Origin of the sequence: Bacillus sp. Au-Bac7 (assembly GCF_021341655.1) — a bacterium.
GTDB lineage: Bacteria > Bacillota > Bacilli > Bacillales > Cytobacillaceae > Niallia.
The window spans coordinates 382249-408168 of the sequence record NZ_JAJTTG010000002.1 but is presented as its reverse complement, the minus strand read 5'-3'; the positions used below and the strand labels follow the sequence as shown (position 1 = coordinate 408168).

Here is a 25920-nt window from a genome sequence, read left to right as displayed (position 1 = left end):
AAAAGTTAGTATTTCTTTAGTATTGGTGTTAACAATAGGGACAGGTGGTAATATAGCAAAGCTGCTGCTAAGCAGCATACAATATACGGATACTCTTCTCGTAATACAAACTTATTAATATTCTCATTATAAATAATAACGTAAAAAAAACCTAAAATTGCTCCTGCAATAGAGTATAAACCTATACCTATGCAATAATTCAACATTTTAGATGTGGAAGTGACCCTTAATAGCAGGTTATCAAGAAAAATCGAAGTAGGTACTGCTGCAATGAAATAAATAGGTCCAGCAATAAGAAAGAAAAAGAGGAAGATATCGAAAAAACTAAAATAAAGAACGTCCTCATTTTGATTCGCAACAGGAACGTAAGAAAACCAAGCGTAAAACAAACCGAATATAATGACAGATAGCGCTGCCGTTAAAAATCTGTACAACTTCCGTCCTCTCCCTCTGTAAAAATATGTTATATAGGATACGATACAGGGTCCATGAAAGTTTCATATGTCGTGTTATTATAGCTGCAAGTATGATAAATACATAAAAAAGATTAGGAGAATCTCCTAACCTTCTGTTTAGATACGCAAAAAAGTTAGTACTGCCATAAATCCTGGTTGCGAAAAACATTGATAAAATGACCGAAATTATCATTAAAATGCGTTAGTTCAAAATCATAGGGTTTGTCTGTTTCCATGCTTTCTGTTGAATCAACTCTACCTCTTGGTTTAGTGAATCCAGCAATCACCATGCAAACAACAAAAATTAATACTACCCCTATCCACGTAATCTTTGGTTTACTTTCCTTCAATATGTATGCTCCTTTCTTGATGCTTACCTGTACTAAAAAGTTATGACTGAAAGGGGAATTAATACTAATTAATAGTGAAATATCGATAAAAATACTCACAGTGGAGTTTTCTATTTTTTCAATATATTTACATAAAATTAATAAATACCCAATTATTAGTATATATGTAATCTTTTTCAACGTACATAGTCTATTCGAAATTTTTTCAAATAAAAAGCCTACTCCTTTGCCATTATGCTGAGAGTAGGCTTTTCTATGTTCCTAGTTTTTATTTCAACTATGATTATATAGGTAGTATTATTAACACTTAATCGACACACTCAAATCTTATGAACAATATTAGAAGAGATAACTCCTATGCTAAAAGGAACTCTAAAATAAATGTTAAAACAATTTTTGAGGTTTATGGTATTTATTCTGCAATGTTTTGAACTTTAAGGAGATTCTTCACCCCTTGGCGCCCTCTCTAATAAATGCTCTCCATTTTCGTTGTCTCTAACAATAATAAATTGGTCTGTACCTTTAACTGAGTAAATTTTTGATCCAACTTTGAAATAATTTGACTGGTTATTTTCCGGCATTACATCTGCTGGCGTCTTTTTTTCAACCTCACCTAACATTTCTCCGATTTTAATATTGTCATCCCAGACCGTTTCACTTCCATTATATTCTTTGTTATTGGCTACAACTATCATTGCATAATAAACATTGCTTTTTGCTTGATTACATGCCCCTAATAGCAAAACTATAAAAATGATTATAAGGACTGACGCTTTTTTCAGTAGGATCACCTCACCTAATATAACATATTGAATATTTCAGATTATTTAGCATAAATATGTACGTTCGATTCCTTTCTTCAAATAAGAAAAAGACATTTTAGAAAAGCTAAAATGTCCCTACTCTTTAATCTATGCTAATCGGGAGCAAAATCTCCACTTCTGTACCTTCATTAACCTCACTTGCATAACGGATTTTTCCTTTATGTGCCTGAACAATCCGGTAACTGACCGTTAACCCTAAGCCTGTTCCTTTTTCTTTTGCTGAATAAAATGGTTCTCCGAGTCGTTTAATTCTGTCCTTTTCTATTCCGCAGCCATCGTCCTTTACTTTTATTCGGATGAAGCCGTCTTTTGTATTTTTCATGGTGATGTTTACTTTGTTGGAATCTGCTTCGATTGAATTTTTAATAATGTTGATGAACAGCTGTTTTAATTGGTTTGGCTCACAATCTATTTCTGGGAGTGCGCCTAGTACTTCTAATTTTGTTTCTACTCCATACAGATTTGATTGAGATTCAAGCAATCCAAATACAGAGCTCATAATGCTTTCTACTCTTGCTTTTTCATATGCCAGTTCTTGTGGTTTTGCTAGTAATAATAGCTCACTAACGATATCGTTAATTCGGTCGATTTCATCTAAGACAATTTGATGAAAGGTTTTGTCTGATGGTTTGTTATCTGATTTCATTAGCTGAATAAATCCGCGTATGGAGGTAAGTGGATTTCTGATTTCATGGGCAACACTTGCTGCCAATTCACCAGCGACAGACAGCTTTTCTGCTTTGCGGAGCATCGCTTCCGTTTCTTTTATTGCGGTAACATCTCTGCCATAACCTATAACACCGACGATTTCGCCGTCCAACATCATCGGAAAAGTAGTACAGGATATATCACTGATACTGCCATCTCTTTTTTTTATTTTTGTTTCTTTTGTAGATGATTTGCCTTGAAGAACATGAGATAATAATGAGTTCCTGAGAAGTTCTTGAAATTCGTCTGTAACTAAGCTGACGATTTCTTTGCCAATAAACTCTTCTGCGCTGTAGCCTGTTATTTTCTCAAACTGGCGATTTACATTCACTACTTTTCCGTCTAAATCAAGGACATACACCATATCCGGGTTATTTTCAAAGAGGGACTGATATTGCTGCTTTGTTGTGCTCAAGTCCTTTTCTGTCATTAGATGATCTGTAATATCACGGCCAATTATTACTAATGAATGGCGGCTTCCATCATCATTGAAATTAGGGACTTTTATTGTATCAAATGTTCTCATTTCCCCATTAGGAAGTGAGAGATATTCTAAATGCCGCGTAACTTTGCCAGACTTCCATGCTTCTTCATCTGATTGTTCAATGCTAACAAGTGCATCATGATAAAAGTCTGTAAACTTCGCCATTTCGGAATCCGTTTTCCCTCTAAAATCGAGACCTTCTAGCTGAAAAAACTTCAAACCAGCTTCATTTACCTCAAGCCACCGGCCGTCTCCGTCTTTAAACTTCACAAAATCAACCATTGAATTAATCAGCGTTTGCAGCTGTTTTTTCTCTTCTGTTACGGTTTCGAATTCCTCTTTTCTGACAATGAGAACATAAATAAGAATACTAGTAAAACAAACATATAAAATTCCTTTTAATTTTTGCAGAAACAGCATAGTCGATTTACTGTCGACAAAATTTAGTAAATAATCTGTTCCGAAGATCCATAGTAAACTGACTACTATATATAAATAAAGAAAATTCTTTTTTGACATTGTATTTCTCCTTAATTACATCAATAGCCCTATTTTACTATAATTGGAGTACTAATTGACATGGATTAAATATCCATTTTAAATATTTGCTTATATACACACATTTACATCATGGTTTATACAAACTCAATAAACTCTCCCGTGTATCGGAAGGGTCAACTAGGGGGTTCTAAGCACCGCCTCCAATTTCATTTGCTTTTGGCGGAATTAAACTATGTGCCGTCCGATATATACCATCATACTTTAACCTTAACGGAATGCTTACATTCTTATTAAAGTAAGCAACGAACGGTCCTGTGCATAATGCTAGAAAAAGAGTTATAACCCCTATTTCGCTGTCTAATAAAAAGGCAAATGCAATACATGTAGAGTCTGTCATTATCCGGCACCAATGATATTTTATTCCCCAGCGCTCGGACATATAAATAGATAGGCAATCATATGGGGCAATGCCTAAATCACTGATTGTATAGAGCGAGATAGCTAATGTTAAGCATATTAAACTTACAAGTAAAAGCAGTATGCGAATATGAAGAATTTCATAGTTTAAAGGTATTGCGTTTAAAATGAGTAAAAAATAATCGGATAAATATGCTAATAAGATTAAGTTTATGAAGCTGCCAATTCCCATTGTTTTCTTCGCAAAGCATAGTTGAAACAACAGCAATACGAGGTTTACAACTAGCTGTGTTGTACCATAGGATAGATGAGTAATCTTTGTAAACCCAAGGTTCATAGCACTATAAGGATCTGTACCAAAAGCGATTAACCTTAATACAGCGATACAAAATCCTATCAGCGTTATTCCGAGTAGCATCATGATTAAGGTGATTTTATTTGGCCTCATTTTCCAGCAGTTCTCCGTTTGATGCGATAACTTTTTTATACCATTCAAAGGATTTCTTTTTCTTTCTACCGAAGTCTCCTGATCCATTGTCGTGTTTGTCTACATAAATAAATCCATATCTTTTCTTCATTTCGCCTGTTGATGCAGACACTAGATCAATACAGCCCCACGGCATATAGCCGATTAATTTGACTCCGTCTTTAACTGCTTCCTTCATTTGTTCAATATGTGCCCCAAGATAGGCAATGCGATAATCATCATGAATAGTGCCGTCTTCTTCCACCACATCAACTGCGCCTAAGCCGTTTTCTACTATCATCACAGGAAGCTGATAGCGGTCATAAATATTATTTAATGCCCAGCGAATTCCTTCTGGGTCAATCGGCCAGCCCCAATCACTGTTTTTCAAATACGGATTCATTAAGCCGCCGCTGCCGTTGCCGGACACCTTTGCGCCTTCGGGATTCTCTGCCACACAGTTTGTTGTGTAATAGCTGAAGGTATAATAATCTACTACTCCTTCTTTTAATATTTGTTCATCTTCTGGTTGCATGTTGATATCAATATTTTTTTCGGCAAAAAAACGATGTGCAAATGCAGGATATTGACCGCGAACATGCACGTCTCCTGCAATACAGTTATGAATTTGGTCTGTTCGCTGCTGAGCTCTGACGTCTTCTGGCTTACAAGTTAACGCGTAAGCTCCAACATATGCAATCATACAGCCAAATTGGAATTTGGCAGAAATGGATTTTCCTAGTTTAACGGTTTTCGCACTGGCCAAAAGCTGGTTATGCATCGCTTGATACCGGAGCTCCTCCTCATTCTCAACTCCTTCTAAAATCATGCCTCCAGCAAAATAACCGCCCATTGGCTGTGTCAGCAAGTTGATTTCATTAAACAAAATCCAGTAAGTTACACGATCCTTGTACTCTCGTAAAATACACTCCGCATATGGCATAAAAATATCAATAAGCTTGCGATTATTCCAGCCGCCGTATGTTTTTGTAAGGTGAAATGGGTTTTCATAATGAGACATTGTTACAATAGGTTCAATTCCGTATTTTTCTAACTCGTCGAGCACTTTATGATAGAATGCTAACCCCTCAGCATTTGGTTCTTGTTCTTCTCCAGTTGGGAAGATACGAGACCAAGCGATAGAGAAACGGTATGCTTTAAAGCCCATTTCTGCGAACAAACGAATATCTTCTTGGTAATGATGGTAAAAATCGACTGCTTCATGGTTTGGATAAAATGTATCAGGCTCAAGCTCTGGAGTTATTCTTCTAGCTTTGTCTTTATTGCCTCCTGTAAACATGTCTGCAATGCTCGGCCCTTTACCGCCAAGATTCCAGCCTCCTTCTAGTTGATTGGCAGCAGTTGCGCCGCCCCATAAAAAGTTATTGGGAAATCCTTTTATTGTCATGTTATTTTCCTCGCTTTCATTACTATTTATTAACCAACCAGTGCATTATTAGCTTTGCTGACATAGATGATTTCATCGAACTTACTGATATGATTCAATGTAGGAATCGTTACATTAAAATCATCTGAATTTGTTACGATAATCGGTGTCACTATATCAAAACCGGCCTCTTGGATGGCTTTCCTATCAAAGGTTAACAGCACATCACCTTTTTTAACTCGGTCACCCTTTTTAACATGACCAGTAAAGTATTGACCGTTAAGATTAACTGTTTCCAAGCCAACATGAATAAGGATTTCAATGCCGTCATCACTTTTTAAACCAATCGCATGCTTCGAATCAAAAAATGCTTCAATTTCTCCATCGAACGGAGCTACAATTTTATTTTGGTCTGGGTAGATAGCAATACCGTCACCAATTAGTTTTTTAGAAAAGGTAGAATCCTTTACTTCTGTTAATGGTACAAATGTGCCGCTGACTGGACTGTCTACCGCTAATTCTTTTTCAGCTGTTTTTGAAGTTGCTGCAGTATTAGATTGCTGTTTATTAGTTGTTTCAACCTCTGCTTCTTTTTCATCAAAGCCAATAATCCATGTTAGAGCAAAGGACAGGACAATTGCTAGACCACTTGCAATTACCGCAACAATGATATTTTTATTGCCGACACCGCCTAAAAATTCACCGATTGAAATCAAGCCAGGTGTTGCCATAACATATGTTTTCAATTGAAATAATCCTGTGAATAAACCTACTAAACCGCCGGAAATGATACATGCGATCATTGGTTTTTTCAGTTTAACTGTTACCCCATACATCGCTGGCTCTGTTATACCGCCTAATAGGGCAGAAAATGCTGCAGAATAAGCGATTTGTTTTTGTTTTTTCACTTTTGATTTCATCCCGACTGCAAGTGATGCTCCTCCTTGAGATAAGTTACTCGCAAGCTGTGCTACTAAAATTAATGGATCAAAGCCTAGTGTTGTAATGCTTGATAGAATAATTGGTGTAAAAGCCTGGTGCATCCCTGTAAGTACAATCAGTGGCATAAATGCAGATAGCAGAACTACTGCAAGAACACCTGTTGTATCGTAAATAAACATCAGTGCATCTGTGAAATAATTACTCGCAATCGCACCAATTGGTCCTAATACGATAAAAGCGAGTGGAGCAGAAATAAGTAAAACTAGCAATGGCGATAGGAAGTTCTTCGCAACTGTTGGCACAATGCGATCAACAAATGGTTCAATATAGCTCATGGCCCAAACGATTAACAAAACAGGTATGACGGAATATGAATAGGAAGCTGCTGTTACTGGGATTCCGAAGAAGTGAACGCTTTCTTCCCCCATCATCGTAATAAAGTCTGGATATACTAGAACGCCAATTACTGCTACTGCCAAAGTTTGTGACACTTTGAAGTATCTAGCGGAAGATGCAGCAAGTAAGATTGGCAAGAAGAAGAACGGTGCATCACCGATTGCTGTAAATAAGCGATAGCTTTGACTTTCTTCAGGCAAAATATCAAGCATGACGATAATCAATTGAACGACCTTCATCATCCCTCCGGCAATTAAGGCAGGTAAGACTGGTGCCATACAGCCGGAAATCATATTAAAGAAGCGGTTGATGATGTTTTGTTTTTCTTTTTTTCCCTCAGGCTGTTTTGAATCGTCATCATCTAAGTTCGTAATCTTCATTAATTCCTTATAGCATTTGGCGACATCATTGCCGATGATGACTTGGTACAAGCCGCCAGACTTCATAATACCGAGAACACCATCAATGTCCTCCACCTTTTTATCCTCAATAAAGGACTCATCTTTTAAAGTAAATCGCAGCCTTGTATAGCAATGCACGACTGATACTATATTTTCCTCTCCACCGACTTCCGTTAATATTTCTTTGGCAGTTTTTGTATAATCCATGGTTTTTCCTCCTTTTTTGTATGAAAAAAAACCTAAGCATGAACACTAAAATAATCTTTTAGTGAATGCTTAGGTTTTGCCTTTAAGGTAACAATCCTAACAACTTTCTTTCACAATTCTGTCAATATGAATAATTAAGTAAAATTTCTCATCGATGGTTAACTGATGATCATAATGCTCCAACAGCATTTTTTCAATTTTCTGTGCGCACTTCTCCGCTTCAGGAAATCTGTCTGCAATGATGCTTAACAGCTCCCTGTCTTCCACTAAGCTGGGCTTTTTGGTTAGTATGCGATAACTGAAGAATTTTAAATGGGTTATAAAACGGCCATAGCTAATACTGTCTTCATCGTAGCTGATTTTAAAATGGTATTTAACGATATTTAAAATATCGTTAATAACGATTGTAATGCTCGCAACGTCATTGACGTTATTATCGAGCTCAGCATTGACGAAATGCATCGCTATAAAGGCTGCTTCATCATCAAGTATATCCAGCTGGAACACTTGTCTGATTTTATCAACCGCTTTTTCACCGACTTTAAATTCTTCTTTATATAACCGCTTAATATCCCAATACAAATCATTTTTCAGCTTAATTTGCTGGCGATAGCGCTCACATGTACTGTAAATATGATCAGTGAGAGTTACATAAATAGTATCATTTATTTCCTTTCCAATTGACCGTTTGGCATAATCAATGATCTTCTCACTAATATCCATATACTCAATTGGAATCTTCGATACTACTTCCTGGAACTTCTTCTTCACCGTTGAGTTATTTAAGGTATAGACTTTCATGTTAGATGCTGTATCAATTTCATCGCCTTTATTCTTTTGAAAAGCGATTCCTTTGCCTGTAACAATAATATCGTTCAGTTCAGCATCTTTACATATAACAACATTATTGTTGAGTACCTTATGGATCAACAAAACGGCGACCTCCCATATATTTATTGCCTAAAACGTTCAATGGGTTTTGCCTAAAAATCTATATTTTAGTTGTGAAGCTGATGACAAACGCTCACTTACTGCATTCTCACCCCGTCTCGAATGCGCAGGGTAACTCCGCTCCGATTTAGGGTTCGCGCCTTGTAAGACCATCATTTTTAATCAACTTGAAATTCAGCGAATGTAGACTTTGTCTGCATTCTCAAAACTATAAATATAGTATTTAGTAACAATGCCACTTATTGCTAAAATCATAACGTAAACCGTTTTCATTGTCAAATGCAAAATTTCAAAAAATTCACTTAGCTCTATTCTTCAACCAATTAAATTGATTACATCTTAACTTTTTGTCTATATATATTATGGACGCAACTCTCCAAGGATAGCTTAAAATACGAAAAGAGCTAGAATGAATTTCCTAGCTCTCGTTTTCTTATATTTGTTTTAAGAAGTCTTTAATAGCTTAATCTATCTTCTATAACCAATGTAGGAAAATAATCACCATATTCATTGGTTTCTTTTTCGTTTCGATTCATACTAATAGTTCCAACACCAGCATATGTAACCGTTAATAAATCCCAACCGTCATAATACAATAACTCATCTGATAATTGACTGTAAGCATTTACTGCCATATCTTCTGCAGGAAATAATTCACTTGGAGCTAGTTCCACTGTTGCCTTAATTTCTCCATTTTCTAAGGAATAATTTCCTAAGGAATCATCTTCTCCCAGTGAATAGTACTCAATAATTTCTTTGATTTCATCTGTCGTAATTTGTTGAGTTGTCTCTTCCTCTGCTTCAGTCTCTTCCTCTGAGGATTCTTCAGAAACTTTTTCCTCAGCGTCGCCAGCTACTTCTTCACTGATTACTGGTGTCTCTTCATCCTCTTCTTTATTCTCTTCCTCAAACGCTCCTGATTCTTCTTTTGAAGCCGCTTCACTTGTAGACACTTCTATTTCTTCTTCTGTTGATACATGGTTTGAAGTAGACTTATTCGATTCTTGCTGCTCAGAACAAGCAACAAGAAAAAACAAACCAATCATCATTATATATAATACTGTTCTCATTCGATTGTTTCCCCTCAATTATTAAAATTATCCTATAAATTGTATGTTACTATTATATTCTCTATCTCAGATAGTTAATATATAGCGATTTTCTAGAAAGTATTGTGTATTAGTTTAAAAAGGATTTATTAAAACATTGAATAGGACTTGATTAGGAACATAATAATTATATGAATCTGAATAAAACTTCGTTTCCTACCTTTTTGATTCTCTATATCCTGCAGCTATAGCCGCAGATTCTGAACAAAAAGTTTCCTCGGGATCAGTAATCTCATAATACCTTCCACCCTTGATATGATAGATTTTCTCTCCAGAATTAGAAATATTACCTTTTATGTCACAAGTACCCTCTATTTCTGGCTCTTTAGCTTGTTCTACTCTTTCCTTCTCTTCTTGTTCTTTCTTAGCTTGTTCCGCTTTCTCTTTTTCTTCCTGCTCTTTCTTAGCTTGTTCCGCTTTCTCTTTTTCTTCCTGCTCTTTCTTAGCTTGTTCCGCTTTCTCTTTTTCTTCCTGCTCTTTCTTAGCTTGTTCCGCTTTCTCTTTTTCTTCTTGCTCTTTCTTAGCTTGTTCTGCTTTTTCTTTTTCTTCTTGCTCTTTCTTAGCTTGTTCTGCTTGTTCTGCTTTTTCCTCTTCCTTGTTCTCATCAGACATACTATTACTACTATCATGTTGTTCATGAGACTCTGTTACTTTAGTATCTGATTCCGAGAATAATTCTTTGTAATGCCCTATTACGCACGGAATGTAAAACCAGGCAAATAAAAGCAACGAAATAATAATAACTATTATTCCTTGCCAAAAAGACTGCTGATTTTGTCTCCTTTTTTTAATCCAAAAAATCGCTACTAAAATAATTAATAATAAGATGATATTCCACCAATCAGATAGTAGACATTGTATGGAAAATACTATAAAAGAAAGTATAAAAAAGACAATAGTTATCCAAAAAAATATTTTTAAGAATTTCACATTTTACCTCCAAATTACTTAAAGCTCTAGTTATCCTCCTCAACTTTTCACCTATACAAATTATCCTTTAAAACTATTATTATGTAATCTTCTTTCTAGAATGGTCTATTAGACCCAAGAAGATATTACCACAGTCTTACAATTTTTATCATAGTAATTATTACCAGTGGAATCCCTACTTATTTTTAATAAAATGGCTTTTAATAATTTTATAATTTCCCACAAAAAAAAGGCTCTATATGAGCCTCTAAATAGTTGTTCAAGAAAGTTCTTGATTTTTACCAAATACATTTCGCTTATGCCACTTAAAATACACTTTATTCTCCGGATTCAGCTTAATCTTCTTCTTCGTTAATAAGCTATATTTCAAGTAGTCCTCCTCCTTTATTTCAGGAGATATATTCAATCTTCCTTGCCCATCAAATGCTATTTTGCCGTTTTCGTATAATGCATCATGATTGCAGCAAAGCAGTAAGCCGTTATATGGATCAATTCGCTCTTCGTTCGTGCTGTCTTTCCATGGCTTAGAGCGGCTTGCTCGCAGCAGTTCTGGAAGGTCTATATCACAAAGGGCACACTTACAGCCCCACAGTTGCAACAAATCTTTTTTGAATCGTTGCTGACCTAGTCTGATTTTTGTTTTAACCTCTGACTCTGTTTCGGCAATTACTGGAATCAAAGTATTATGTTCTGTTACTTTAATATAATCCATGGATAATTCCAATTGCTCTGTATCAATTAAATAGATGTTCAATTCACCGATTAACTCTAGTAGCTTGATTGCTAGTTCTTCGTTACATGGATATAAGTAGCCTGAATTGCCGCTAGCATCCTCTTGAAATGGTGAATATTTTAAAGGTAGCACTGGGAGAATTTCCGCAAATTTCCCTTTTACATTAACTGATTTATCCAGCTCATAATACTCTAGCTCAACTAAGTAGCCTACTTCGTCATCAAAAAGGTCAGATTGTAAAACAAGAGGTCTTCTTGATTCGATGCAGTCCTCTTTAGCAATGCTGATAGCAACAATATTTCCTTTCACATAGTGAAAAATCCGGTCGCCCTTTTTAACTTCCTTCATTCTTTCCCAGGAATGTTCTATATTGCCGCCCTTATCTATTTGAGGCGACCAAATGATTCCTAAATCCCTTACTTCATGATACTTGCTTCCTTGCATTACGATATATGTGTTCAAACTGCTTCCCCCTGTAACCCGCTTGCTGTGATTCTTATAATTCCGTTTAATTTTTTATTAATGCTTTATCTTTTTATTAAGATAATTGTTGGATGCGTATAATTTACTATCTATATTTAAGCTTTAGATGCATTTGATTCAGATGATATTTAGTTCTTCATTACTACTTAAATTATATCATAAGTATCGACATTAACGGCTCTCTAAAACACTACAATTCGACTTATTATGACAAGTTTTTAAATCATTGCATTTTTGAAGTCACCATAGTATGCCGCTAAATAGAATTTTAGCTGTTAAACTGACCTTTTTCAAAAATGAATCTTTATTAATAAGTGTTGAATTATCTATGTATACACAATAGTGTCTATATATAGTGACTATCCTATTGATTGCTATCGTTTTTTCAAGATTTCCGTCAATTTTTTATAGTTTATTTCTGTTGAATATTATCCTTTGGAGACTATATTAAGTCCCTAACTAGTCTCTGTTGTTTGCATATGAAAAAGCAAACACATAAGCTCTTCCATAGAGAAAATGATACAATTCACTATATAAACTATTGGATATTGACTATAAAGTCGTTCATTTATATTGGAGGTTGTGATGTGAACATAGACAGCTTAAAAATGTTTTGCCTCGTTGTTGAGGAAGGTACAATCAGCCAAGCAGCCCGCCTAAGCTTTGTTACACAGCCTGCTGTGACAAGGCAGATTAGACAACTCGAAGAAATCTATCAAGCACAGCTGTTTGAGAGAAACGCTGGAAAATTGACCTTATCAAAAGCAGGTGAAATTCTTTATCCATATGCAAAAGAGATGGTCGAGTATTCTAAGCTTTCTTTTGAGGCTATCCAGGAATTGACTGGAAACGAGGAAATCGTTTTAAATATTGGAGCCAGCTCCACAATTGGTGAATACCTATTGCCAGGATTATTAGGACAATTCAGCAAGAGCTATCCTGACTTGAAATTCAGTCTTTCGTTCGGAAACACACCTACGGTTTTAGCTAAACTTGAAAATAACGAAATCGATATTGCTTTTGTTGAAGGTGGGGTTGATAACGATAGCTTAATTCGAGAGAAGTTTGCGGATGATGAGCTTATCCTTGTAACCTCTCCTGCCCATCCTTGGAGCAATAAAGAGCAAATAGGTATTCAGGAATTGCTTGATGAAAAAATGATTTGGAGAGAAATTGGTTCAGGTACACGCGTGATTGTTGAGTCTGCATTAGCTGAACATGGCGTACTTGAAAAGATTAAAAGTGCAATGGAGCTGGGTAGCTATCAATCAATTAAAAGTGCGGTAGAAGCAGACTTAGGTGTCAGCATACTCCCAAAGTTAACGGTTACCAGGGAGATCCAATACGGAACATTGCATGAAGTTAAAATAAGCAATTTCCTGATTTCCCGAGATTTATGGATGGTGCAAAAATCTCACCGCTTTAAAAAGTCCGGGTTAAAATACTTCATTCAATATATTCGCCATTAATTTTTTGCAGGGTGCTTCTAGGAAGCACCTGCTTTTTTAGGTTGTCCGTCATGGGTATAACAGTTGCTTATAGGATATAAAATTATTCAAATATACAATAACTCATTCCTTTGATAGCCTTAATGTATAAGGGTTAGGAGGAAAGTATCTTGGACATTTATATTTGTATTTTACTGGTTATCGTTGGCATCATTGCTGGAGGCTACGGCACAATAGTTGGGTCTGGCGGCGGCTTTATCTTTGTACCTGCTCTTCTGCTCATATTCCATATGGATCCAAAACTTGCAGCCGGCTCTGGTCTAGTGATTGTGTTAATAAACTCTCTCTCAGGAGTTGTAGGATATGCAAAACAAAAACGAATTTCTTATCATACAGGCTTAACACTTAGCGCTGGCGCCATTCCTGGTTCCCTACTCGGAGTTTGGCTGCTGCAAATCTACTCATCCAGCTATTTTTATGTCATATTCGCAACAGTTTTAGTTGCTTTAGGGATTTTCCTATTTACTAAAAATCCCCCATTTGCGAGCTTAAAAAAGAAAAGGCGGCTATTAAGCAAAGAAGGCAGTGGTGAAGATGAAGTAGCTGCTGCAGTTGAGAAAACTCCTGATTTTAAGGAGACTGCATGTCTGCCATTAGTCTCTATTCTCCCAATCGGGTTTTTTATGGGCATCCTTTCAAGCTACTTAGGAATTGGGGGCGGCTGGCTGCTAGTTCCAATATTGATTTACGCCTTTAAATTGCCAACACATATTGCTACAGCAACATCTATCTTCTCCTTAACCATTTATTCTCTAGTCGGAGTTTTTTTGCAATTGTTCTACAGCAGTATTGATTGGAACACAGTCTTATGGGGCAGTATTGGCGTAATTATCGGTTCACAGATCGGTGTGCTGCTGTCGAGAAAAATTCCAGGCAAGGTGATTTTGCAAATGCTGTCTGTGCTGTTGATTATAATTGGTTTTCGGATGTATTTAAGTTGAACATTCTTCGTTCGTAAAGGAGAAGTATTGATATTGCCATATTTCGTTATTAGAAGGTGCCAATGAATAGTCACTTGTCTTTTTCAAACAATTATTATCTATGTTTCAACTTAGATAAAAAACCTTTTATATCAAGGTTTATTTATAGTGTCTAAATATAGTCACTATTATGCTGCAGCCTGCTGAAAAATCTTAAGTATTTTGGTGATTTATTGAATATATAACTCATCTTTTTATAGTTTAGTCTCTATGATTGGTTACCCATAATGCAAACCAGAACGGCCTTTTCAAAATTACCGTCCTACTGTTTGATTATGGGCTAGGCTAAATTATTTAATGAATCTCGTAACTGGGCCCTCGAAACACCTCATTAACATGCCAATTCACAAAAGCCAAATTAGGGTCTGAATTGGTTGCCTGACAATGTTACCCTGAAATTGCATTAACCATTCTTCAAATCCATTCCCTTCCCACTAATGAACAAAGCTTAAGAAATACGGTCATGCTTAATAAAGAATGAAGATAAATAACATTTACGTATTATTTTTCGAAAAACCATCTAATTTTAATATTTGTTTAATCTCATATTGAGATATATAATAAACATATATGGAAAACGTTTTCAATAATATTCAAAAACTTCGTTACTTCTCAAACTAAAGGGAGGATTTATAATGAGCCGAATCGAAAGAAATTCAAAAGTTCAAGAATTACTTGAGCAGCATTTATTCAATGAGAAAGAAACCGCCAAAATGACGGATTCACAGATTGAATATTATCACTGGCTCTATTTTGTTGATTCAGTTTATGATTATATGTAACAACCATATAAAATAATAAAAACCGGGAAAATCCTTAAGCCGATTTTCCCGGTTTGTTTTCGGTATTTTTTCCAAATGGTTTGTCTCAATCTCTTTCTTATCAAGAATCCCTTATGTTTTCTGTTTACTAAAATGGCTGAAAATCCGGAATTACATTTGAATTAACCCACTATGTTTATTACATAATAAAATTATTAATTATACATAAACCCCTGGACAGCTACGTATAAAACAAAAAGCGATGTGCATAGATAAAAGATACCCCACCTAAAACTCTTCGTTCTTTTATATTCTCGCAATCCGATAATAATGACTATTGCACTCAGAAGCAGGAACGCTAATGGTTGCAAGGTGAAATTTTGGGTAACTACATTATAAATGCATATAACCATAACAATAGGCGTCAAAATCATTTGAAGTAATAATAATAGATTGAATTTTTTTCCTGCCATTTATCTACCTCCGCAATAATCACTTTTCCCTCTAAATATACGTATAAGGTTAGTAAATGTTTCATTAAGATAACTTGAGCAGAAATTGTTAACAATGTATGTATTTACTTCGTAAACTAAGTATTTTCCATAGTCGTCGAATGGTTCCTTATTTATAAAGCAATAATGCCTTAATTATTTCATAAAAATAATCTTTCCACGTTTTATTTTCCATCTTTAAACGCTCCTCCTACATTTTGATTTATCGTAAGGGATAACTATTGCTGCTAACAATTTCTTTCTTAAAGTTGTTATTTACAAGATAAATTCCTAACAAAATGAATATTCCTCCACTTATAAGCGAATAAGAAATAACCTCCTGTAGCAATATATTCCCAGTTAAAACACCAAAAAATGGAGCTAAAAACAAATAAGAACTTGTTTTACCTGGATCTCCTTTTTGTAAGAGAAAATACCATACCGCAAATTGAACGATTGAAGACATGATACTTAACCATAAAAGAATTAATATCGAGTTTTTATTGATATAAAAGAAAGGATCTTCGAGTAAGAAACTTAAAAAGAGGAGTATTCCCCCACCAAATAGCATTTGATAGGCAGAAAGTGCCCATGTATCAAAATGCCTCCCCCACTTATTAACTAATAATGTTGAAATTGCCCAAAAAACAGCGGAGAAAGCTCCAAAAACTATGCCTATATTAAAATCCTTAATTCCGCCCAATATAATTCCAACACCAACAAATCCTAGGACAACACCGCTCCATTGATACCATCTGTAACGGTTACCCATAAAAATAGTCCCAAAAATAATTACTAATAAAGGATTCATAAAAGTTAGGATGGAAGATTCACTGGCTGTAATTGTTCTTAAGCTAATAAAAATACACCCCATTACGCCTGCTGTTTGTAGAGCTCCGATAATTAGGACTCTTCGCCAATTTCTATAACCACTAGGCTGCGGTCTTTTAAATTTCTTTACGATAACAGCCATAATAATGCCAGCAAGAACAAATCGTAACCCAGCCAATAATAAAGGACTTGAATAGCTTAAACCTATTTTACCGATGGCAAATGATGAGCCCATTAATGCAGTAGTCAAGATAATTAATATAAAAAAGTTGTATTTAGTCATTTGTTCAGACCCTCCCAAGCTTTTTTCTCCAAATTTAAAACCTTGCCCTCCCTTGTGATTACGTTTCTTTACTATTATTATAAGAGCTATATAATACGATGCTTATCGAAGTATGGATTACAGAGGTGTTGAAAATTGAGTATAAGTCCGAATATTACGGCCATGACCGCTTTACTTACAGAGGAATCAAGAGCAACTATACTGGCAGGTTTAATGGATGGAAAGTACCATACAGCCAGCGAACTAGCATATATGGCCAAAATCACACCACAAACGGCCAGCTTCCACCTTGCAAAACTAGTCGAAAATAATCTTGTGACTACGGAAAAAAATGTACGTTTCAGATATTTTCGATTAGCAAATGAAGAAGTAGCGAATACACTTGAGATATTAATGTCTATCTCTCCACCACCAGAAATTCGTTCATTAAAACAATCAAGTCAATTAAAAAGGCTAGAAAATGCGAGAACCTGTTACGATCATCTAGCGGGACGCGTAAGTGTACAACTAACAAAAATAATGGAAGATGCAGGATACATAGAAAGAAGTGATAAACAATTCATCGTAACAGCAAAAGGAGAATCCTTTTTTCAAAAATTAGGATTAGATTTAGTAGGTTTATCTAAGAAACGCCGCTCTTTTTCACATGCATGTCTTGACTGGAGTGAACGTACTCATCATTTAGGAGGAGCATTAGGAAACGGTTTATTTGAGAGGTATATTGAATTAGGCTGGATTGAAGCAAAAGAGAATTCTCGGGAAATCATGATTACAGCGCGAGGGAAGTCTGGATTCCAAGAATTTTTTGGAATCGAGAATCTGCTTTAATTGAAGGATTTTAATTCATGATTTCTTTATAAAAAATAAAGCACTTCCTATTATAATCATTTCATCATAACAGGAAGTGCTATTTAAATTACATCAAGTGAATTAAATGGAATACGATACCAACTGCGAACAATCCAAGAATCATAACGATTGGAGAAACTTTCTTCTTCAGCAGCCACATGCAAAGAAGTGTTAACAGCAATCCTGCTAAACCAGGGATTAAGCTGTCTAAGTTGGCTTGTAAAGTTGTTACTTTAACTGGATCTAAGGAGAGACCAGCTGCTTGCTGCTCCAGCGCGGTTTTAATTCCTTCTGCTCCAGCAGGCAAGTTATCCCAGTCGATATAAGCACCTTCGTCTAATTCAACAGATGATACTGTTGGTGTGAATTGGACGGATACCCACCTGTTAACTAACGCTCCGAGGATGAACATCCCGAGTATAGAGGCACCTTTTGTTATACTTTGAAGTATTCCACCAGATAAGTCGTCTGTAATTTTGGAACCAGCTTTGTAGCCAAATTCTTGTGTATACCATGTGAATGCCATTCGAATGATATTCCATGCAAAGAAGTAAATAATTGGACCAAGGATGTTGCCAGTCAATGCCAGGGACGCTGCTAATGCACCAAGGATTGGTTTAATGGTAAACCAGAAAACTGGATCTCCGATACCTGCTAAAGGTCCCATCATTCCGACTTTAACACCTTGAATGGCTGTATCTTCAACAGGTGCACCGTTAGCACGTTCTTCTTCAAGTGCTAGTGTTACACCAATGATAGGTGAAGCAACATATGGGTGTGTATTAAAGAATTCTAAGTGACGTTTTAGTGCATCTGCACGATCTTCTTTTGTTTTATATAATTTTTTGATGGCAGGAATCATTGAAAATGCCCAACCGCCGTTTTGCATACGTTCGTAGTTCCAAGAACCTTGAAGGAAAGTGGAACGCCACCAAACAGAAATACGATCTCTTTTTGATAATCTCAATTCTTTTTCCATTGTTTATTCCCCTCCTTCTTAGTAATTATCGATAATATCGCCTAGTGGATCTCCATTGTTGGAATTTCCGCCGCCACCTGAGCCGCCTTGCTTAGAAAGTGCTAAGTAGATAAGTGCAAGAGCCACACCGATAGCTCCAAGACCGATAAGTGTGATTTGTGAAACTGTCGCTAATACGAAACCAATTGCGAAGAATGGCCATACTTCTTTCGTAGCCATCATGTTAATAACCATTGCATAACCAACTGCTACAACCATTCCCCCGCCGATTGCTAAGCCGCTTGTCAACCATGTTGGCATCGCTTCTAGCAATTCTCTAACAGGACCTGCTCCGATAGCTAAAATCAATACAGCAGGAATAGCAATACGTAAGCCCTGCATACAGATAGCTACGATATGCCACATTTCCACTTTTCTAATGTTTCCTTCTCTAGCTGCTGCATCCATCAAATGTACTAATGCTGTTGCAATTGTACGAACGATGATTGTTAGCAATAAACCTGCAACTGCAAGAGGAACAGCAATCGCGATTGCAGAGGACACGCCAGCTTCGCCCTGTCCACTTAAAACTAGTATAATTGCGGATGCCACAGATGCTAACGCAGCATCAGGTGCTACTGCAGCTCCAATGTTTGCCCAGCCTAAAGCGATCATTTGCAGGGTACCACCTAAAATAAGACATGGTACTAATTCTCCTGTAACTAAGCCGATTAACGTACAAGCAATGATAGGTTGGTGGAAGTGGAATTCATCCAAGATACCTTCTACACCAGCTAAAAATGCTACGATAATGACTAATATTATTTGAATCATATTTAAATCCATGTTATTAGTCCTCCCGTTCTTTCTATTTACGATTATTTTTGTTTATTTAATTCCTCTTGAGCCTTTTTAAGAATTTCATCCATATTGCCTTTTGAATCGTTCGGAACTTTCCGTACATCAAAGTTTAGGCCCGCTGCTTTCAGTTTAGCGAAAGTATGGATATCTTCCTGGCTAAAGGCCAAAACCTTATTCGGTTGAACCTTACCAGGTGAGTGTGCCATGGAACCAACGTTAATTGTCTTTAATGGAACACCGCCTTCAACCGCTCTAAGTGCATCTTGCGGGCTTTCAAACAGAAGTAATGCACGTTGACCGCCGAAATGTTGATCGTCTTTGGCAAGCTCGATCATTTTTTTGATTGGTACAACATGTGCCCTAACACCTGGAGGAGCAGCCTGCTGAATCAATTTCTTTCGAAGCTCATCCTTTGCCACTGCATCAGATACCACAATAATACGCGTAGGCTGTGTCGTTTTTGTCCATGCTGTTGCTACTTGGCCGTGAAGCAAACGAGAATCAATACGTGCTAACACATATTCAAATTTACCAGGCGCACCTGCATTTACAGGTTTTTGGGCAGCAGCTGCAGCAGTTGTGTCTGCTGGTTCTAAGCTTTCCGGTTTTACTTTAACCCCTTCTTTTGCTGTTCCTAAAATATGGGCAGCAATTTCATGGGCTGTGTTCATCGAGAAGCGTGATGCATATGCTTCAATTAACATCGGTAAGTTCATACCAGCAACGATTGCCCATTTGTCTTTGTGTTCATCAATCAAGCTGTTAGCTTGGTTGAATGGAGTTCCACCCCAAAGATCGACTAAGAATAATACTTCGTCTTGGTTGTCGAAAGAGGCGATTGCTTCTTTCATTTTTGCTTTGACATCATCAGGTCCTTCGCTCGGCATCAAAGTAACTGCTTTTACATTTTCTTGCTCTCCGAAGATCATTGCTCCAGATTGCATGATACCAGTGGCAAATTCACCGTGACTAGCAATGATAATTCCTACCATCTTTTTACCTCCTTTTATTAGTGTTACTGCTAAATAACATGGTGATTTAACCAAATATTATTCAGCTGTTTTTTTCAACTCATTTAAAGCGGTTACATTTTCGATATAAATAACAAAAAAGGCATGAGTAAAAAGTCGATTTTAAATGAGAATATAGGTATAGATTGCCCCTTAATCCTCAAAAAAATCAATACTTTTAACTCATGCCTGATCGAATCAGTAACACGTAAAAAATATGATAAATATCCAGTTTTATGTAAACGCTTTAAATTAATAGTTAAAAATTTGGATGCCTCTTTACTGAGCTTCCAAAGAAATTATAGCACACTAATATAACGCTTACAAGAAAGATTTTAAAAAAATTTAACGATTCTCACCAAGTATACTTGCAGCATGAATACATCCAGCCCTTCTGGCTGGTTTATTCAAACGGAATTGTAGACAACATAATCACTGTAATATAATTTTTCTGCCAAAATGGTAGGCAAAACTATTTTTTTACTTTACTCTTAAAACCCCGTTTAATAACATCAAAGAAACTTAAAGATTGGACCATATGGCTTGGATCTACGTAATTGCGAATGGCGCGCAAAACTTTTTTAGGCTCTTTAGAAGAAAATATATACTTCCCATTTCGTTTCGTTTGAACAGCATAACGAGGAATCCATTTCCCTTTGAACATAACTGATGCCGTAACAAAATCAACTTCATCCCAAGGTATTTGAATAAACTTCCGAGCATCACGACTGTTAAAGAATTCAAATCCCTTGTCGCCAATCATGATTTTTCCATATTCTGAAATCCCCATATGTGAAGTTGCATCACTAACTAAATCGACTTTTGTATTAATTGATTGGACCATTTTGTGTACTCCATTTCTAATATTAATTAACATTATTATACGTGTTTTTTTCATTTGTGCAAAAAAAATATGGTGTCAGCAAGGAAAATTATCTTTAAAAATAATTGGAAAGTCCCTCTAACTTTAGGACATATTTTAACTAGTTTACAAATAGTGTCTTATTATAGACACTATTTGTACCATTTAATAAAAAAGTCCCTCAAACACTATGTCTGATCAGCATTTCCTTGTTTTTATTACAATGTTTTTTTACTGCCAACGACAACCAACATATCCTGCTATAAAACTAGTAGTCTAGCAAGATAAAACATAGGCAGGAGCAGCGTAAAGCACCATTGCACCAAGGCTGTTCAGCTATCTAATCATAAATGGACGAATGTCATGCTCTTTCTCATCAACTTTGTCTGTGTTTTTCACTATTTTTTTAGCAAGACAGCTGATGCAAATGTCCAATATTTTTACCACTTCGAGTGCCAAACTTCCTTTTAATTTTACATTAAAAGAATACTATCTTTACTTGCTAAATCTTAATTTCTGCCTCTATCTATATCAAATTACCTCTATGATTTGCTAGGTCTATTTATATTTGTGCTCGCTGCTAAGTCATTTTATAATTTTTTTACACTCTTTCCATCTAAGGAGGCTACAATGGATACTTTAACAATGAAGGATATATACAAAACAATTGATAAGCAGCGAATTGAGATGGCATTACAAAAGGAAGACTTTAAAGGGGCATTTGTGTTATTCAAGTATTCTGAACTATCTTATGAAGAGTTTGGAGTTTTAGTTGAATCATTTATCGATTTTGATATAGAGGACCTTAGTACTTATCTGAAGCTAAAAGAGGAAATGAAGACTATGAAAAGGAATAATAGTCTGTCGCAGGAAGAAAATCAGAACGAAGAATACAATGCCCCTGCTAATCAAGAAATTTGGCAAAAAACATTGAATGATATCAAAGGGAAATTATCTGCTCCCTCTTTTCATACATGGCTCAAAGACACAACGATTGAAATGAAAGATTCGCAATATGTTCGCATATTTTGTCCAAATACCTTCGCACGTGATTGGTTAGAAGAACGATATGCAAGCTTGATTGCCAGCTCTCTTGAAAAAATTATGGGAATAAGGCCGTCATTAAGCTTTATTGTTACTAATTAAAGTATTGGTTCAATAGGAAAAAGGGAGGAATCAATACCATGACCGACGAAACATTTGGTTAAAACTGTAAAATAATCTATAATAATTGCATTAAGATTATACTAGAATGGGAGTGTATAAGTTGGGATTTTTTAATCGGTTTTTTAAGAAAGTCGAAGACGTTAACAAAGGAGAAGCTGCTGCAACAGAGCTTGAAGAAGAGTTTTACTTAGGCTCACCTGAAGAGGAAGCCATCAATTTTTGGGTGGAGATGGCGCAAAATATTATCGTAAATACTGTTAAGGCAGCAAACAATTCCGTGGAACGTGCCTTTATTTTAGTGGATATGAGAACACAACCATCTTTTGAAATTTTCTATCAGCTCGATGGGAAATTAGTAATGTGGGATGAGCTTGAAGATGCTAACATAAAGGATAAAATTAAGAATGAATTAATGCCGCAAGCAGCGTCTGTCGCCTCGGCAGTTAATGGCAATTTCGCACAGGCTGAACATTCTTTGATTGCTTTTGCTGAACTGCAATTCGAATCGGCGACGGGAGCATGGTTTTCCCATATCATTTGGGAAGATGATGCTAATGCAAAACTGGCAAAGGAAGAGATTGCAAGCAAATGGTTTGATTCCTTGAGTGCTGAAACAAAATCGCTTCCATTGGACAGTGATAGCAAGCTTTCATGGTATCCATCATAATAACGCTAGAAGCATATCTGATATGCTTCTTTTTTACGTATAACGCATATAGTGTTTATGATGAGAAACGTCTGAAAGAAGATTGAACTATGATGTTCGGAGACTCGTCCTAATTGGGTTTGGTTATTCTATTATTTGTTTATTATCGCGACATTAGCTGCAGCTATTTATAATGCAATCCGTAAACGAAAAAGGGCTCTATCTGTTTTCACTGCAATTGTAACTTTAATCACACCATTTCTTTCTTTTTTATTCGCATTGCATTAGGCCGCAGTGATGGATTGAATGAATGGGAGTATATCGGTATTGGTTTGCAAGAGGGCTCTATATGGGCACTCACTGTAACAGCAGCACATTTAATGATTGTTGCTTGGTGGTTTTTCTTTTTTGTCAAAGATTTAATACTAGACTAAAGGAGTAATTCCACGTAAAAACCTCCACTTATTTCATAAATGGAGGTACACAGAATTTACATTTGAACAGGAGTTAAGGCTTCACCACCACCTAGTACGCTTACAACATTCTCGACAGCAAGCTGAGCCATACTCATTCTTGTTTTGTAGCTTGCACTGCCAATATGAGGCAATGTCACCACATTATTTAAGGATAACAAGTGGTGATCAGCAGGTACTGGTTCAATTTCAAAGACGTCTAACCCAGCTGCCCAAATATCTCGATTCTTTAAAGCTTGATATAAAGCATCTTCATCGACCAGTCCGCCTCTCGCTGTATTGATGAGAATGGCAGTAGGCTTCATTAGGGACAATTCCTCTTTGCCAATCAGATGATGCACCTCAGTACTATATGGAATCATCAGACACACATAATCGGCTTTCTGCAATAAATCGTTTAATTCTGCATAGTGAATATCAAGCTCCTGTTCTTTGTCTTGCTTTCGGGAACGATTATAGTAAAGCACATTCATATCAAAGCCTTTTGCTCTTTTAACAAGCGCTTCGCCAATTCTTCCTAAGCCGATAATCCCTAATGTGGCACTATAAATATCTTGTCCGGTAAATTCCATTAAAGACCATGCGCCCCACTTTCCGTTACGCAAAGCTTCAGAAGCAGTTGTCACACCTCTAGCTGTCGCCATCAGCAAAGCAAATGTTAAATCTGCAGTTGTTTCTGTTAACACTCCAGGTGTGTTCGTAACCTGTATTCCCCTTTTTACCGCTGCTGCTATATCGATATTATTGTAGCCTACTGCGACATTGCTGATTATCTTTAGATGTGGAGCTCTGCCGATGACTTCTTCATCAATCTTATCTGTTAATAGACAAATAAGAGCATCAATATCTTCTACTTCCTTAAGTAAAATATCCCTTGGCACGGGGATATTCTCTTCTTCCCACATTCTCACATGAAAATGAAGGGAAAGTGTATTAATTATGTCTTCTGGCAGTTTTCTAGTAATATATACAGTTTGTTTCAAGACAATCTCCACCTTTTCAACTGGAAAGTATTTCAATAATTATAGCTTACAATAAAACAGGGCATGGGAAAACTCCTCTGCCCTATAAATGACTATGAATTTATCCTTCTAGTGCTGGTTCCTTTAAAGTGGTAATAATGAAGAAGCCAAGTACTAGCATGACCGCAAAGAATCCAAAGGCGATATTATAATTTCCAGTTGCATCAAGGATTGCGCCAACAATCATTGGGGAAAAGAATCCGCCTAGGTTTCCGCCGCTGTTTACTGTTGCAATCGCGACAGGAAATGTATTTCTATTTGTTAACCCCATCGGATAAGCAGTAAATGCGGGCCAGCCAATATTAAGGAAGAAGCCTGCCAGCCCTAAGCTAAGGGAAACAAGAATGGCGTTATCTGGAATATTCATCACGACAAGCATCATCAATGCGGTAGCGATGGCTGTAATTAACATGGTTGGCTTACGTCTTTTTAAGAATACTTTGTCAGAAATAATTCCGCCTAAAAGAGCACCTAACAGACCGCCGATTGCAGGTGTAGACGCGACAAAGCCCATTTTCATAAAGGAGTAGCCTTTTGCGTTGACTAAATACATAGGTACCCATGTCAACATGCCGTATAATACACTGTTCATTAAAAAATAAGTTAATGTATTACCCCAAATATTCCAAGACGTAAAAACTTCTTTAGATGTGCTGATTTTAGCGACTTTTTGGTAACGAATAGCTTTATCTAACCAGCCTAGTGATCTATTTTCCGTTGCAGCCTCTGTCGGCACTTCTTCTTGGCGAATATATTCTAGCTCCTCTTTTGATACCTTTGGACTGTCTTCAGGCTTTGTTCTGACAACCAGATACCAAATGATCGCAATTATAAATCCAGGGATAGCAAACCAGTAAAAAACATAACGCCAACCGAAAGACATGGCAATAGCTGTAGCAATGATGGGTACAAAGATTGGGGCAAGCTGTGTAGAAGCAATATAAATTCCTGTTGCGGTAGCTTTTTCTTTAGCCGGAAACCAGTGGTTAATGGTGGTTGACATACTGACAGGAACAGGACCTTCTGCTAAACCTAGCAGTAAACGAAGTAAAATCAAAAGTGCAGCACTTGAAACCATCCCAAGGAAAAAGGTGACTAAGGAAAAGGCAATAACTGCAATAGCTACTATTCCGCGAGTTCCTTTTTTGCCGAGTAGGAAACCGGCCGGGATTTGTGAAATGGCATAGCCTAGGAAGAAAAAACTTGATATAGCCCCTGTTTGAAAGTTGTTAAGCGTAAAATCTTGTTGAATAAATGGCAGCACAACACCGATATTCGTTCGATCAGCATAACAAACAATATAGACCACAAAAATAAGGGAAAGAACTAACCAACGATATCCTGACTTTCTCTTCCCTTCTAATCCTGGATTGACCTTGGATTCAGGTAAACTCATTTCATTTCCCCCAATCATAAAAAATAGTATTTTCCTCATAAAAACTGCTATTTTTCTCTTTGTAAGGGTTTACAAAAA

The 25920-nt window shown here is 36.4% G+C and carries 26 protein-coding genes; 7 read left to right on the top strand and 19 right to left on the bottom strand.

Annotated features, from left to right (window positions below; all coding sequences use genetic code 11):
• Nucleotides 1-5: 5 nt before the first annotated feature.
• The 11 genes from LXM54_RS10655 to LXM54_RS10605 all read right to left on the bottom strand — a co-directional run bounded on the left by LXM54_RS10655 (nt 6) and on the right by LXM54_RS10605 (nt 11723).
• Nucleotides 6-434 (bottom strand): hypothetical protein, encoded by a 429-nt coding sequence (locus LXM54_RS10655; protein WP_233315165.1) that lies wholly within the window; start codon nt 432-434, stop codon nt 6-8.
• A gap of 155 nt (nt 435-589) precedes the next feature.
• Complete coding sequence (locus LXM54_RS10650; protein ID WP_233315164.1) at nt 590-805, bottom strand: hypothetical protein; 216 nt, start codon at nt 803-805, stop codon at nt 590-592.
• A gap of 434 nt (nt 806-1239) precedes the next feature.
• A complete protein-coding gene (locus LXM54_RS10645) occupies nt 1240-1596 on the bottom strand; it encodes a hypothetical protein (protein WP_233315163.1) in 357 nt (118 codons plus the stop codon).
• Between the two features lie 115 nt (nt 1597-1711).
• Nucleotides 1712-3340, bottom strand: coding sequence for a PAS domain S-box protein (locus LXM54_RS10640; RefSeq protein WP_233315162.1), 1629 nt, complete (start codon nt 3338-3340; stop codon nt 1712-1714).
• Between the two features lie 169 nt (nt 3341-3509).
• Nucleotides 3510-4187, bottom strand: a complete 678-nt coding sequence (locus LXM54_RS10635) for a YczE/YyaS/YitT family protein (RefSeq protein ID WP_233315161.1) — start codon at nt 4185-4187, stop codon at nt 3510-3512.
• On the bottom strand, nt 4174-5613 hold the full coding sequence (locus tag LXM54_RS10630) for a glycoside hydrolase family 1 protein (protein ID WP_233315160.1): 1440 nt from the start codon (nt 5611-5613) through the stop codon (nt 4174-4176). Before LXM54_RS10630 ends, LXM54_RS10635 begins: the two co-directional genes overlap by 14 nt.
• Before the next feature lie 29 nt (nt 5614-5642).
• Nucleotides 5643-7538 carry a beta-glucoside-specific PTS transporter subunit IIABC gene (locus LXM54_RS10625; RefSeq protein WP_233315159.1) on the bottom strand — a complete coding sequence of 632 codons (1896 nt, stop codon included), beginning with the start codon at nt 7536-7538 and terminating at the stop codon, nt 5643-5645.
• Between the two features lie 96 nt (nt 7539-7634).
• Entirely contained in the window at nt 7635-8471 is an 837-nt protein-coding gene (gene licT / locus LXM54_RS10620) for a BglG family transcription antiterminator LicT (RefSeq protein WP_233315158.1), read from the bottom strand.
• 473 nt (nt 8472-8944) lie between these two features.
• Entirely contained in the window at nt 8945-9559 is a 615-nt protein-coding gene (locus LXM54_RS10615; protein WP_233315157.1) for a hypothetical protein, read from the bottom strand.
• Nucleotides 9560-9754: 195 nt separating this feature from the next.
• Complete coding sequence (locus LXM54_RS10610) at nt 9755-10528, bottom strand: sunset domain-containing protein (RefSeq protein ID WP_233315156.1); 774 nt, start codon at nt 10526-10528, stop codon at nt 9755-9757.
• Nucleotides 10529-10787: 259 nt separating this feature from the next.
• The gene (locus LXM54_RS10605) at nt 10788-11723 is read right to left on the bottom strand and encodes an HNH endonuclease (protein WP_233315155.1); all 936 of its coding nucleotides are present in this window, start codon (nt 11721-11723) and stop codon (nt 10788-10790) included.
• Between the two features lie 608 nt (nt 11724-12331).
• On the opposite strand from LXM54_RS10605, the gene LXM54_RS10600 reads away from it, so the two are divergent.
• The 3 genes from LXM54_RS10600 to LXM54_RS10590 all read left to right on the top strand — a co-directional run bounded on the left by LXM54_RS10600 (nt 12332) and on the right by LXM54_RS10590 (nt 15014).
• Complete coding sequence (locus LXM54_RS10600) at nt 12332-13213, top strand: LysR family transcriptional regulator (RefSeq protein WP_233315154.1); 882 nt, start codon at nt 12332-12334, stop codon at nt 13211-13213.
• A 149-nt stretch (nt 13214-13362) separates the two neighbouring features.
• Nucleotides 13363-14193 carry a sulfite exporter TauE/SafE family protein gene (locus LXM54_RS10595; protein WP_233315153.1) on the top strand — a complete coding sequence of 277 codons (831 nt, stop codon included), beginning with the start codon at nt 13363-13365 and terminating at the stop codon, nt 14191-14193.
• Between the two features lie 674 nt (nt 14194-14867).
• Nucleotides 14868-15014: a BH0509 family protein gene (locus LXM54_RS10590; RefSeq protein ID WP_233315152.1), complete on the top strand. Its 147-nt coding sequence runs from the start codon at nt 14868-14870 to the stop codon at nt 15012-15014.
• 194 nt (nt 15015-15208) lie between these two features.
• Here LXM54_RS10590 and LXM54_RS28490 read toward each other — a convergent pair whose 3' ends face one another.
• Both LXM54_RS28490 and LXM54_RS10585 read right to left on the bottom strand, forming a co-directional pair.
• Nucleotides 15209-15406, bottom strand: a complete 198-nt coding sequence (locus tag LXM54_RS28490) for a DUF3953 domain-containing protein (RefSeq protein ID WP_396953806.1) — start codon at nt 15404-15406, stop codon at nt 15209-15211.
• A gap of 301 nt (nt 15407-15707) precedes the next feature.
• The gene (locus LXM54_RS10585; RefSeq protein WP_233315151.1) at nt 15708-16598 is read right to left on the bottom strand and encodes a DMT family transporter; all 891 of its coding nucleotides are present in this window, start codon (nt 16596-16598) and stop codon (nt 15708-15710) included.
• Nucleotides 16599-16733: 135 nt separating this feature from the next.
• Between LXM54_RS10585 and LXM54_RS10580 the strand changes: the two genes are divergently transcribed.
• On the top strand, nt 16734-17426 hold the full coding sequence (locus tag LXM54_RS10580; protein ID WP_233315150.1) for an ArsR/SmtB family transcription factor: 693 nt from the start codon (nt 16734-16736) through the stop codon (nt 17424-17426).
• An 88-nt stretch (nt 17427-17514) separates the two neighbouring features.
• On the opposite strand, the gene LXM54_RS10575 is transcribed toward LXM54_RS10580, so the two are convergent.
• The 4 genes from LXM54_RS10575 to LXM54_RS10560 form a co-directional block, all read right to left on the bottom strand.
• The gene (locus LXM54_RS10575; RefSeq protein WP_233315149.1) at nt 17515-18426 is read right to left on the bottom strand and encodes a PTS system mannose/fructose/sorbose family transporter subunit IID; all 912 of its coding nucleotides are present in this window, start codon (nt 18424-18426) and stop codon (nt 17515-17517) included.
• Nucleotides 18427-18444: 18 nt separating this feature from the next.
• Nucleotides 18445-19251: a PTS mannose/fructose/sorbose transporter subunit IIC gene (locus LXM54_RS10570; protein WP_233315148.1), complete on the bottom strand. Its 807-nt coding sequence runs from the start codon at nt 19249-19251 to the stop codon at nt 18445-18447.
• Nucleotides 19252-19283: 32 nt separating this feature from the next.
• A complete protein-coding gene (locus tag LXM54_RS10565; RefSeq protein WP_233315147.1) occupies nt 19284-20258 on the bottom strand; it encodes a mannose/fructose/sorbose PTS transporter subunit IIA in 975 nt (324 codons plus the stop codon).
• Between the two features lie 490 nt (nt 20259-20748).
• Nucleotides 20749-21120: a DUF956 family protein gene (locus tag LXM54_RS10560; RefSeq protein WP_233315146.1), complete on the bottom strand. Its 372-nt coding sequence runs from the start codon at nt 21118-21120 to the stop codon at nt 20749-20751.
• A 648-nt stretch (nt 21121-21768) separates the two neighbouring features.
• Between LXM54_RS10560 and LXM54_RS10555 the strand changes: the two genes are divergently transcribed.
• From LXM54_RS10555 to LXM54_RS27970, 3 genes are all read left to right on the top strand, one after another.
• Nucleotides 21769-22284 carry a DnaA N-terminal domain-containing protein gene (locus LXM54_RS10555; protein WP_233315145.1) on the top strand — a complete coding sequence of 172 codons (516 nt, stop codon included), beginning with the start codon at nt 21769-21771 and terminating at the stop codon, nt 22282-22284.
• Between the two features lie 121 nt (nt 22285-22405).
• The gene (locus LXM54_RS10550; protein ID WP_267913347.1) at nt 22406-22972 is read left to right on the top strand and encodes a hypothetical protein; all 567 of its coding nucleotides are present in this window, start codon (nt 22406-22408) and stop codon (nt 22970-22972) included.
• A 281-nt stretch (nt 22973-23253) separates the two neighbouring features.
• Nucleotides 23254-23385, top strand: a complete 132-nt coding sequence (locus LXM54_RS27970) for a hypothetical protein (RefSeq protein WP_267913346.1) — start codon at nt 23254-23256, stop codon at nt 23383-23385.
• A gap of 56 nt (nt 23386-23441) precedes the next feature.
• Here the strand turns inward: LXM54_RS27970 and LXM54_RS10545 are convergent, their stop codons facing one another.
• A complete protein-coding gene (locus tag LXM54_RS10545; RefSeq protein WP_233315144.1) occupies nt 23442-24407 on the bottom strand; it encodes a 2-hydroxyacid dehydrogenase in 966 nt (321 codons plus the stop codon).
• 100 nt (nt 24408-24507) lie between these two features.
• On the bottom strand, nt 24508-25842 hold the full coding sequence (locus tag LXM54_RS10540; protein ID WP_233315143.1) for an MFS transporter: 1335 nt from the start codon (nt 25840-25842) through the stop codon (nt 24508-24510).
• Between the last annotated feature and the right edge of the window lie 78 nt (nt 25843-25920).

Bases quoted from the DNA above. Each gene is read 5' to 3' on its own strand.
- LXM54_RS10630 (WP_233315160.1), bottom strand. From the start codon at position 5,613: ATGACAATAAAAGGATTTCCCAATAACTTTTTATGGGGCGGCGCAACT.
- LXM54_RS10625 (WP_233315159.1), bottom strand. From the start codon at position 7,538: ATGGATTATACAAAAACTGCCAAAGAAATATTAACGGAAGTCGGTGGA.
- LXM54_RS10540 (WP_233315143.1), bottom strand. From the start codon at position 25,842: ATGAGTTTACCTGAATCCAAGGTCAATCCAGGATTAGAAGGGAAGAGA.
- LXM54_RS10575 (WP_233315149.1), bottom strand. From the start codon at position 18,426: ATGGAAAAAGAATTGAGATTATCAAAAAGAGATCGTATTTCTGTTTGG.
- LXM54_RS10640 (WP_233315162.1), bottom strand. From the start codon at position 3,340: ATGTCAAAAAAGAATTTTCTTTATTTATATATAGTAGTCAGTTTACTA.
- LXM54_RS10570 (WP_233315148.1), bottom strand. From the start codon at position 19,251: ATGGATTTAAATATGATTCAAATAATATTAGTCATTATCGTAGCATTT.
- LXM54_RS10635 (WP_233315161.1), bottom strand. From the start codon at position 4,187: ATGAGGCCAAATAAAATCACCTTAATCATGATGCTACTCGGAATAACG.
- LXM54_RS10585 (WP_233315151.1), bottom strand. From the start codon at position 16,598: ATGACTAAATACAACTTTTTTATATTAATTATCTTGACTACTGCATTA.
- LXM54_RS10555 (WP_233315145.1), top strand. From the start codon at position 21,769: ATGGATACTTTAACAATGAAGGATATATACAAAACAATTGATAAGCAG.
- LXM54_RS10590 (WP_233315152.1), top strand. From the start codon at position 14,868: ATGAGCCGAATCGAAAGAAATTCAAAAGTTCAAGAATTACTTGAGCAG.
- LXM54_RS28490 (WP_396953806.1), bottom strand. From the start codon at position 15,406: ATGGTTATATGCATTTATAATGTAGTTACCCAAAATTTCACCTTGCAA.
- LXM54_RS10565 (WP_233315147.1), bottom strand. From the start codon at position 20,258: ATGGTAGGAATTATCATTGCTAGTCACGGTGAATTTGCCACTGGTATC.
- LXM54_RS10615 (WP_233315157.1), bottom strand. From the start codon at position 9,559: ATGAGAACAGTATTATATATAATGATGATTGGTTTGTTTTTTCTTGTT.
- LXM54_RS10560 (WP_233315146.1), bottom strand. From the start codon at position 21,120: ATGGTCCAATCAATTAATACAAAAGTCGATTTAGTTAGTGATGCAACT.